Source organism: Flavobacterium sp. (assembly GCF_043756175.1).
In the GTDB taxonomy this organism is placed as follows: domain Bacteria; phylum Bacteroidota; class Bacteroidia; order Flavobacteriales; family Flavobacteriaceae; genus Flavobacterium.
Genome location: NZ_JAYURN010000130.1, coordinates 1 through 9,663 on the forward strand (window position 1 = coordinate 1; position 9,663 = coordinate 9,663).

Sequence of the window (9,663 nt, forward strand, 5' to 3'; positions counted from 1 at the left end):
AATAGAAGTTTTTGCCTCTTGTGAAAAACAATTGGAAGAGTAAAATATCAAAAAAATACTGCTGTAAACGACACTTCTAAAACTTAAGATTCTCATAATGAATATATTTTAATACAAAAATACATTTTAACTTCTTAAACAAATCAAAAAATATTATTTAGAATAAATATAAATTAATAATTAAGATATATTTAAGGTTTTGAGAATAGTTCATAAGTCGTATTTTTGTCGAAGTTTTTTAAATGGCAAATTGTATTTATTTCGATAATCGTAGTAAAATCAATACCAAATTTAGATGTTAATCATTTAATATATGAAAAAAGTGGGTAACCATAAATCGATTTCAAGGATAATAGCGCTTAGTTTAGCGTTTGTAATGTCCATTTCTCTTAATTCCTTTGCGCAAGAAGCTGCTCCAGATGTCTCTGCAACTATGGCTCCTGCTTCTGGTGGAGATGCTGTACAAGGAAAAGCGCTTTTTAACTCAAATTGTGCGGCTTGTCATAAGCTAGATGCTAAAATGACGGGTCCAGCTTTGCGAGGTGTAACTGCAAAACATGATAAAACATGGTTGTATAGTTGGATTAAAAATAGTTCTGCGCTTATTGCTTCGGGCGATGCAGATGCTGTAAAAGTTTTCAACGAAAACAATAAGTCTGTAATGACTGCTTTCCCGCAATTATCAAACGCTGATATAGATAATATCTTGGCTTATACTGATACTGAAATTGAAAAGCCAACAACACCAACTCCAACTGCTGGTGCTGAAGGGGCTACGTCGGAAGGCGGAATATCAAATAACCTAATACTAGGATTGCTAGCGGGTATTTTAGCGATTTTAGTAGCTATGTTGTTTATGGTAAACAATGTGTTAGGTAAAATTGCGAAAGCAAACGGTATCGAAGTTGATGAAAAAACAAAAACATTACCTATCTGGAAAGCATTTGCTAAAAATCAGTTTCTGGTATTGGTTTCAGTTATATTGTTAATGTTAACTAGTGCGTTCTTTGTATACGGTTACTTATCTCAAATAGGTGTCGATAAAGATTATGCACCAATACAACCAATACATTATTCTCACAAAATTCACGCTGGTGATAACGGTATCGAATGTAAATACTGTCACTCTTCGGCTCGTGTAAGTAAAAATGCTGGTATTCCTTCGTTAAATGTTTGTATGAATTGTCATAAAAACATTGCTGAATTCCAAGGAGATAAAGATTCAACTTATGTTGAATATACAAAAGAATATTACACAGGAGAAATTCAAAAATTGTATGATGCGGTTGGTTGGGATAAAACAACTCAAAAATATACAGGAAAAACCAAACCAGTAAAATGGGTTAGAATTCATAATTTACCTGATTTTGTTTACTTTAATCACTCTCAACACGTAACTGTTGCTGGAATAGAATGTCAGAAATGTCACGGACCAGTTCAAACTTACGAAATTCAAAAACAATTTGCGCCGTTAACTATGGGTTGGTGTATAAACTGTCACCGTGAAACAGATGTAAAAGTTGAAGGAAACGATTACTACAAAAAAATTCACGATGAGCTTTCTAAAAAATACGGTGTAGACAAGTTGACTGCAGCGCAAATGGGAGGTTTGGAATGTGGTAAATGTCACTATTAATATATTACTAAGAAGCTAATTTTTATATACAATATGTCATCAAACAAAAAATACTGGAAAAGTGTTGAAGAGCTAAACGAAAATAGTTCTATTGTTGAGACGCTTAGAAATAACGAATTTGTGGAAGAAATTCCAACAAATGAATTTTTAGGTGATGCTGCTACTTTAGCTACATCTTCTACAACACGTCGTGACTTTCTTAAGTACGTTGGATTTACTACGGCGGCTGCTTCACTTGCAGCTTGTGAAGGTCCAGTGCATAAGTCAATTCCTTATGTAGTTCAACCTGAAGAAATTATCCCTGGTGTAGCCGATTATTATGCGACTACAATTGCTGATGGTTTCGATTTTGCTAATATTTTAGTAAAAACGCGTGAAGGTCGTCCTGTCAAAATAGAAAACAATAAAATTGCTGGTGCAAATTTTCATGCAAATGCTCGTGTTCACGCGTCGGTACTGTCATTATATGACAATATGCGTTTGAAAACTTCAAAAATTGCTGGTAAAGATGCAACTTGGGATCAAGCAAATGCTAAAATTAAATCTAGTGTTGTTGATGCTAAAGAAAAAGGAGGAAAAGTTGTATTGTTGACTAATACTGCTGCAAGTCCATCTACTGACAGATTGATCGCTCAGTTTATAGCTTCAAATCCAAATGCAAAACATGTAACTTACGATGCGGTTTCTTCGTCAGATGCTTTAGATGCTTTTGAAGCCGTTTATGGTGAAAGGGCTTTGGCTGATTATGATTTTTCAAAAGCTAATGTAATTGTTTCTGTTGGTGCAGACTTCTTAGGAGATTGGCAAGGTGGTGGTTTCGATTCTGGTTATGCGCAAGGTCGTGTTCCTCAAAACGGAAAAATGTCACGTCACTTTCAGTTTGAAGCAAACATGACTTTGTCTGGTGCTGCTGCTGATAAGCGTTTTCCAATGACTGTTGCAAATCAAAAACAAGCATTAGTTCAAATATATAATATAATTACAGTTTCTTCTATAGGTTCTTCTAAAGATGAAATGGTAATGAAAGCAGGTCAACAACTAAAAGCTGCTGGAAGTAAAGGTGTTTTGGTTTGTGGTATCGATGATAAAAATGCGCAATTACTAGTTTTGGCTATCAATAGGGCTTTATCAAGTGAGGCTTTTAATACGTCAAACACACGTCAAATCCGAAAAGGAAGCAATGCTGATGTTAAACAACTTTTAGCTGATATGAAATCGGGAGCTGTTCATACCTTAATTATGAATGGTGTAAATCCAGTTTATTCTTTACCAAACGGAAAAGAATTTGCTGATTCATTGAAAAAAGTAAAACTTTCTGTTGCTTTTGCAATGAAGGAAGACGAAACTGCTTCTATTTCAAATATTGCAGTAGCAACACCTCATTATTTAGAAACTTGGGGAGATGTAAGTATTGTTAAAGGAAGTTATGCTTTAACACAACCTACTATTCGTCCTTTGTTTGATACAGTTCAATTTCAAGATGCTTTGTTGTCTTGGACAGGAAATACACAAACTTATTACAATTATCTTCGTGCTTCTTGGTCGGGTGCTAAATCTTGGAACCAATTGGTTCATGATGGTGTAGCGGTTACAGAAGGAATTTCAGCTTCTGCTGGAGCTGGAGTCGATTTTAATGGAGCTGCTTCAACTTTGTCGAAAGCCGAATCATCAAAACTAGAATTGGTATTGTATACTAAAACTGGTTTAGGAGATGGTCAGCAAGCAAACAATCCTTGGTTGCAAGAATTTCCAGATCCAATTACAAGAGCGTCATGGGATAACTATTTAACAATATCTCAGGCAGATGCTACAACTTCAGGAATTGAAAACTGGAATGTGGCTAACGGAGGTCTTAACGGAAGTTATGTTACTTTGACTGTCGATGGTGTGAAATTAGAAAAAGTGCCAGTGATTATTCAACCAGGTCAAGCAAAAGGAACTGTTGGATTGGCATTAGGTTATGGTCGTAAAGCGGCTATGAAAGAAGAAATGCAAGTAGGTATAAATGCTTACACTTTATATAAAAACTTTAGTAATTTACAAAATGTAACTATTGCTAAAGAAGAAGGAGAACATGAATTTGCTTGTGTTCAGCTACAAAGAACATTAATGGGTCGTGGAGATATTATTAAAGAAACTTCCCTAGATATATTTAATACAAAAGAAGCTGGAGAGTGGAATCTTGTGCCAATGGTTTCTTTGGATCACAAAGAAGTGCCTGCTACTAGTGTCGATTTGTGGGAATCTTTCGATCGTACAGTTGGACATCACTTTAATCTTTCTATCGATTTAAATTCTTGTACAGGTTGTGGAGCCTGCGTTATTGCTTGTCATGCAGAAAATAATGTGCCAGTTGTTGGAAAATCTGAAGTAAGAAGAAGTCGTGATATGCACTGGTTGCGTATTGATAGGTATTATTCTGCTGCAACAACATTTGAAGGAGATAATAAATTAAAAGAAGGAAGCGACGGATTGTTGGATTCTGTAGCTACTTTACGTGGTATGGAAACACCATCAGATAATCCTCAAGTAGCTTTTCAACCAGTAATGTGTCAGCACTGTAATCATGCGCCTTGTGAAACTGTTTGCCCTGTTGCTGCAACATCACACTCTCGTCAAGGTCAAAATCACATGGCTTATAACAGATGTGTAGGTACAAGATATTGTGCAAACAACTGTCCTTATAAAGTACGTCGTTTTAACTGGTTCTTATATAACGGAAACGATGAATTTGATTATCATATGAATGACGATTTAGGTCGTATGGTCTTGAATCCAGATGTGAACGTTCGTTCTCGTGGAGTTATGGAAAAATGTTCTATGTGTATTCAAAAAACACAAAGTACTATTCTAACTGCAAAACGTGAAGGTAGAGAAGTGAAATCAGATGAATTTGAAACTGCTTGTTCTAGCGCTTGTACAACGGGAGCTATGGTTTTTGGGGACGTAAATAACAAAGACAGTAAAGTAGCTGAATTATCTGAAGATAAAAGAATGTATCACTTGTTAGAGCACATTGGAACAAAACCAAATGTATTTTACCATGTAAAAGTTAGAAATTAGTAATAATAGGTACAAAGTAGAATTGTAAAATATAGATAAGAAAGATGATTTTTATAAATCTGAAATCTAAAATCTAAAATCTAAAATTAAATTATGTCGTCTCATTACGAAGCACCCATTAGAAAACCTTTGGTTTTTGGTAACAAAAGTTATCATGACGTTACAGTTGATGTAGCTAGGCCAGTAGAAGGTAGAGCCAACAAACAATGGTGGACAGTATTTTATATCGCTTTAGCTGCTTTTTTGTGGGGACTAAGCTGTATGATTTATACCATCACAACAGGTATTGGAACTTGGGGATTAAATAAAACAATTGGTTGGGCTTGGGATATCACTAACTTCGTTTGGTGGGTTGGTATTGGTCACGCCGGAACCTTAATTTCTGCAGTATTATTATTATTCCGTCAAAAATGGAGAATGGCTATTAACCGTTCTGCAGAAGCAATGACAATTTTCTCTGTAATGCAAGCAGGTTTGTTTCCAATCATTCACATGGGTCGTCCATGGTTAGGGTATTGGGTTTTACCTATCCCAAATCAGTTTGGTTCACTTTGGGTGAACTTTAACTCACCATTACTTTGGGATGTTTTTGCAATTTCAACGTATCTTTCGGTGTCACTAGTTTTTTGGTGGACTGGTTTGTTACCTGATTTTGCAATGATTCGAGATAGAGCTGTAACACCTTTCAATAAAAGAGTTTATTCTATATTAAGTTTTGGTTGGTCAGGTCGCGCAAAAGATTGGCAACGTTTTGAAGAAGTTTCACTTGTTTTAGCAGGTTTAGCAACCCCTCTTGTACTTTCGGTACATACGATTGTATCTTTTGACTTTGCTACATCTATCGTACCTGGTTGGCATACAACTATTCTTCCTCCTTATTTTGTGGCAGGAGCTGTATTCTCAGGATTTGCCATGGTAAATACTTTACTTATTATTATGAGAAAAGTATCTAACTTAGAGGATTATATCACTATACAACACATCGAACTAATGAATATTGTAATCATGATTACAGGTTCTATTGTAGGATGTGCTTATATCACAGAGCTTTTTGTAGCTTGGTATTCAGGTGTTGAATATGAGCAATATGCATTCTTGAACAGAGCTACTGGGCCTTACTGGTGGGCATATTGGGCAATGATGACTTGTAATGTGTTTTCTCCACAATTTATGTGGTTTAAAAAATTGCGTACAAGTATTATGTTCTCATTTATAATATCAATTGTTGTAAATATAGGAATGTGGTTTGAACGTTTTGTAATTATCGTAACTTCTTTACACCGTGATTACTTACCATCATCTTGGACAATGTTTCAACCAACATTTGTAGATATAGGAATTTTTATAGGTACTATTGGATTCTTCTTTGTATTATTTTTACTTTATTCTAGGTCATTCCCAGTAATTGCTCAAGCGGAAGTAAAAACAATCTTGAAATCGTCGGGAGATAATTACAAAAAGGAAAGAGAGCAAAATGTACATAATCACGATAATCACTAAAAAGTCATGAGTAATAAAGTAATACATGCACTATATAACGATGATGATGTTTTGATGGACGCTGTAAAGCAAACCAGATTGGCACACCATCATATTGAAGAGGTTTACACACCTTTTCCAGTTCACGGGCTAGATAAAGCGATGGGACTGGCTCCAACAAGAATTGCAATTTGTGCCTTTTTGTATGGTTTAACAGGACTGTCTTTTGGAACTTGGATGATGAATTATATCATGATTCAAGATTGGCCTCAAGATATAGGTGGAAAACCAAGTTTTTCTTACATTCAAAATATGCCATCATTCGTGCCAATTATGTTTGAAGAAACGGTGTTTTTTGCAGCACACCTTATGGTTATTACTTTTTACATGAGAAGTAAATTATGGCCATTTAAAACTGCCGAGAATCCAGATGTTCGCACAACAGACGATCACTTCTTAATGGAAGTTTCAGTAAATAATAATGAAGATGAATTAACTTCTTTCCTAAAAAATACGGGAGCTGTAGAAGTTAAAGTAGTAGAAAAGCATTAATCAGAACTATGAAAAAAGTATATACACTAGCAGTTTTAATGGGGTTGTCTTCATTGCTGTTTTCATGTCAAGATAAGTTAAAGCCTAACTATCAGTTTTTTCCAAACATGTACGAATCTGCAGGATACGAAACATATTCAGAGTCTTCTGCTTTCAAAAACGGAAAAGAAGGACAACTTCCTGCGCAAGGTTCTATAAAAAGAGGTTTTGTGCCTTATGCAATTCCAAATACAAATGAAGGTTATTTAGTGTCAAAAAATGTTAAAAATTCTCCTTTAGACTCATCTGCAATTGATTTTGAAAAAACAAAAGAGTTGTTCAATATTTATTGTGCTATTTGTCATGGTGAAAAAGGAGATGGGAATGGGAATCTAGTAAAAAGAGAGAAATTTCTTGGAGTCCCAAGCTATGCCGACAGAGAAATTTCGGTAGGGAGTATTTACCATGTTCAAACCTATGGCTTAAATTCGATGGGGTCTTACGCAAATCAATTGTCACAAAAAGAAAGATGGGAAGTTTCTGTCTATGTTATGAAACTTAAGTCTGAATTATAATTGTAAAACAATCTATTTATAAATTATGTATACATTTTCAAGCAAATTAAAAAATCTGTCACTTATCTTAATGGTTTTAGGAGCATTAGGTATTGGTTATGGTTTTTTCACTGCCCCTAAAAATACAGAGGAAGTAGAAGCTATTCTTGCATCAGGTCATGGAGAACATCATGCTACTCCCACACAACACGAAGTTGAAAAAGCAGGTGAACATGTTGTAAAATCTGTTCATGAAGGAGTAAATAAAGTAGATGACTCAACAGTTGAAACTTTAAAGCCTCATAATGAATCGGTTGAAGGTAAGTTAGATTCAATCGCAAGTCATGTTGAAGAAGGACATGTTGCATCTGTTGCTACATCAGTTAAGGACACACATGAAGCAAAAGCTGAAAGTAATCAAGCTACTAATGACGCTCATACAGAACACGCTGAGCATGTTGAGCATGTTTTTCATCAGTTGCAAAATAAACCTTGGGCTGCGTTATACGTTGCTGCTTTATTCTTTATGTTAATATCATTGGGAGTTTTAGCATTTTATGCTATTCAGCATGCGGCACAAGCAGGTTGGTCTCCAGTATTATTTAGAGTAATGGAAGCGTTAACTTCATACTTAGTTCCTGGAGCAATAATTGTTTATGTATTGTTAGTTTTATCAAGTTTACATTTCAATCATTTGTTTGTTTGGATGGATCCAGAAGTAGTCAAACATGATGAACTAATTCAAGGAAAATCAGGTTATTTAAACGTGCCATTCTTCTTAATCAGAGCTGCTATCTTTATGGGTGGTTGGATATTTTATCGTCAGTACACTCGGAAAAATGCTTTGTTATTAGACGAAACGAATGATGCATCTTATTACAAGAAAAATTTCAAAGCATCTGCTGCATTTTTAGCCTTTTTCCTAGTGTCAGAATCTATGATGTCTTGGGATTGGATTATGTCTGTAGACCCACACTGGTATAGTACCTTGTTTGGATGGTATGTATTTGCAAGTTTCTTTGTAAGCGGAATTACTGTAATTGCATTAACAACATTATACTTAAAATCTAAAGGATATTTAGAAAACGTAAACAACAGTCATTTTCATGATTTAGCTAAATTTATGTTTGGTATTTCGGTATTCTGGACTTACTTATGGTTTTCTCAATTCATGTTAATGTGGTACGCTAATATCCCTGAAGAAGTGACCTATTTTAAATTTAGAATTGAACATTATAATTTGCCTTTCTTCGGAATGGTTGCAATGAACTTTGTTTTTCCAATTTTAATATTAATTAATACAGATTTCAAACGTGTACCTTGGATTATATCTATGGCTGGAATCGTAATTTTATGTGGTCATTATTTAGATTTTCATAATATGATTTACCCAGCTACGGTTGGAGATCAATGGTTTATTGGAGTTTCCGAATTAAGTTCGATATTTTTCTTTTTAGGATTGTTTATATATGTAGTGTTTACAACACTTTCAAAACAACCTTTATTACCAAAAGGAAATCCACTTATCGAAGAAAGTAAGCATTTTCATTATTAATATTTAAACAAAAAACAGATGACAAGTTTGTTGGTAATTATAGTTTTACTTTTAGTAGGTGTTTCAATTTGGCAAATGACGAAGATTTTCGATTTGACTCAAGTTGGAGCAAATAGAAACCGTTCTCAAATTGCAGATAATAAAGATAATAATATCCAAGGATATTTAATGTTTGGTTTCCTTGCGTTTCTATATATTTTTGTAATCTACGGATTATTTAAATGGAATCATTTAGTCTTAATCGATCCTGCATCAGAGCACGGAGCCGATTATGATAACTTAATGTGGATAACATTTGGAGTAGTATTTTTTGTTCTTGCAATAACACAAGCACTTTTATTTTATTTTGCTTTCAAATATAGGGGTGAAGAAGGAAAACAAGCAGTTTACTTTGCTGATAATGATAAATTAGAATTCATTTGGACAATCATTCCGGTATTCGTTTTGGCAGGATTAATCCTTTACGGATTATATACTTGGACAAATATTATGTTTGTAGATGAAGATGAAGATGTGATGTATGTTGAATTATATGCAAAACAATTTGCATGGACTGCTCGTTATTCAGGACAAGACAATGTGCTAGGAAAAGCTAATGTACGTTTGATAGAAGGTATAAACACTATGGGTGTTGATATGGAAGATCCAAATGCGCAGGATGATATTTCGGTATCAGAATTGCATATTCCTAAAGGTAAAAAAATTGTATTCAAATTGCGTTCGCAAGATGTATTGCACTCTGCTTTCATGCCTCATTTTAGAGCACAAATGAATTGTGTTCCAGGAATGGTAACTCAATTTGCCTTCAGACCAATTATGACTACTGACGAAATGCGTCAAACAGA

At 34.5% G+C, this 9,663-nt stretch carries 7 protein-coding genes; all 7 read left to right on the forward strand.

The genetic code is table 11. The features are described from left to right. Nucleotides 1-313 precede the first annotated feature (313 nt). Complete coding sequence (locus ACH2BP_RS10145; RefSeq protein ID WP_395059517.1) at nucleotides 314-1,636, forward strand: cytochrome c3 family protein; 1,323 nt, start codon at nucleotides 314-316, stop codon at nucleotides 1,634-1,636. Between the two features lie 33 nt (nucleotides 1,637-1,669). Next, the gene (locus tag ACH2BP_RS10150; protein WP_395059519.1) at nucleotides 1,670-4,699 is read left to right on the forward strand and encodes a TAT-variant-translocated molybdopterin oxidoreductase; all 3,030 of its coding nucleotides are present in this window, start codon (nucleotides 1,670-1,672) and stop codon (nucleotides 4,697-4,699) included. 93 nt (nucleotides 4,700-4,792) lie between these two features. Beyond that, complete coding sequence (nrfD, locus tag ACH2BP_RS10155; RefSeq protein WP_395059521.1) at nucleotides 4,793-6,199, forward strand: NrfD/PsrC family molybdoenzyme membrane anchor subunit; 1,407 nt, start codon at nucleotides 4,793-4,795, stop codon at nucleotides 6,197-6,199. Between the two features lie 6 nt (nucleotides 6,200-6,205). Continuing rightward, entirely contained in the window at nucleotides 6,206-6,730 is a 525-nt protein-coding gene (locus tag ACH2BP_RS10160) for a DUF3341 domain-containing protein (RefSeq protein ID WP_395059523.1), read from the forward strand. Nucleotides 6,731-6,738: 8 nt separating this feature from the next. After that, nucleotides 6,739-7,284 (forward strand): c-type cytochrome, encoded by a 546-nt coding sequence (locus ACH2BP_RS10165; RefSeq protein WP_395059525.1) that lies wholly within the window; start codon nucleotides 6,739-6,741, stop codon nucleotides 7,282-7,284. Nucleotides 7,285-7,309: 25 nt separating this feature from the next. Beyond that, nucleotides 7,310-8,818, forward strand: a complete 1,509-nt coding sequence (locus ACH2BP_RS10170) for a quinol:cytochrome C oxidoreductase (RefSeq protein WP_395059527.1) — start codon at nucleotides 7,310-7,312, stop codon at nucleotides 8,816-8,818. 18 nt (nucleotides 8,819-8,836) lie between these two features. Then, on the forward strand, nucleotides 8,837-9,663 hold an 827-nt coding region (locus ACH2BP_RS10175), incomplete at its 3' end, for a cytochrome c oxidase subunit II (protein ID WP_395059529.1).

Bases quoted from the DNA above. Each gene is read 5' to 3' on its own strand.
- ACH2BP_RS10170 (WP_395059527.1), top strand. From the start codon at position 7,310: ATGTATACATTTTCAAGCAAATTAAAAAATCTGTCACTTATCTTAATG.
- ACH2BP_RS10165 (WP_395059525.1), top strand. From the start codon at position 6,739: ATGAAAAAAGTATATACACTAGCAGTTTTAATGGGGTTGTCTTCATTG.
- ACH2BP_RS10150 (WP_395059519.1), top strand. From the start codon at position 1,670: ATGTCATCAAACAAAAAATACTGGAAAAGTGTTGAAGAGCTAAACGAA.
- ACH2BP_RS10145 (WP_395059517.1), top strand. From the start codon at position 314: ATGAAAAAAGTGGGTAACCATAAATCGATTTCAAGGATAATAGCGCTT.
- nrfD (WP_395059521.1), top strand. From the start codon at position 4,793: ATGTCGTCTCATTACGAAGCACCCATTAGAAAACCTTTGGTTTTTGGT.
- ACH2BP_RS10160 (WP_395059523.1), top strand. From the start codon at position 6,206: ATGAGTAATAAAGTAATACATGCACTATATAACGATGATGATGTTTTG.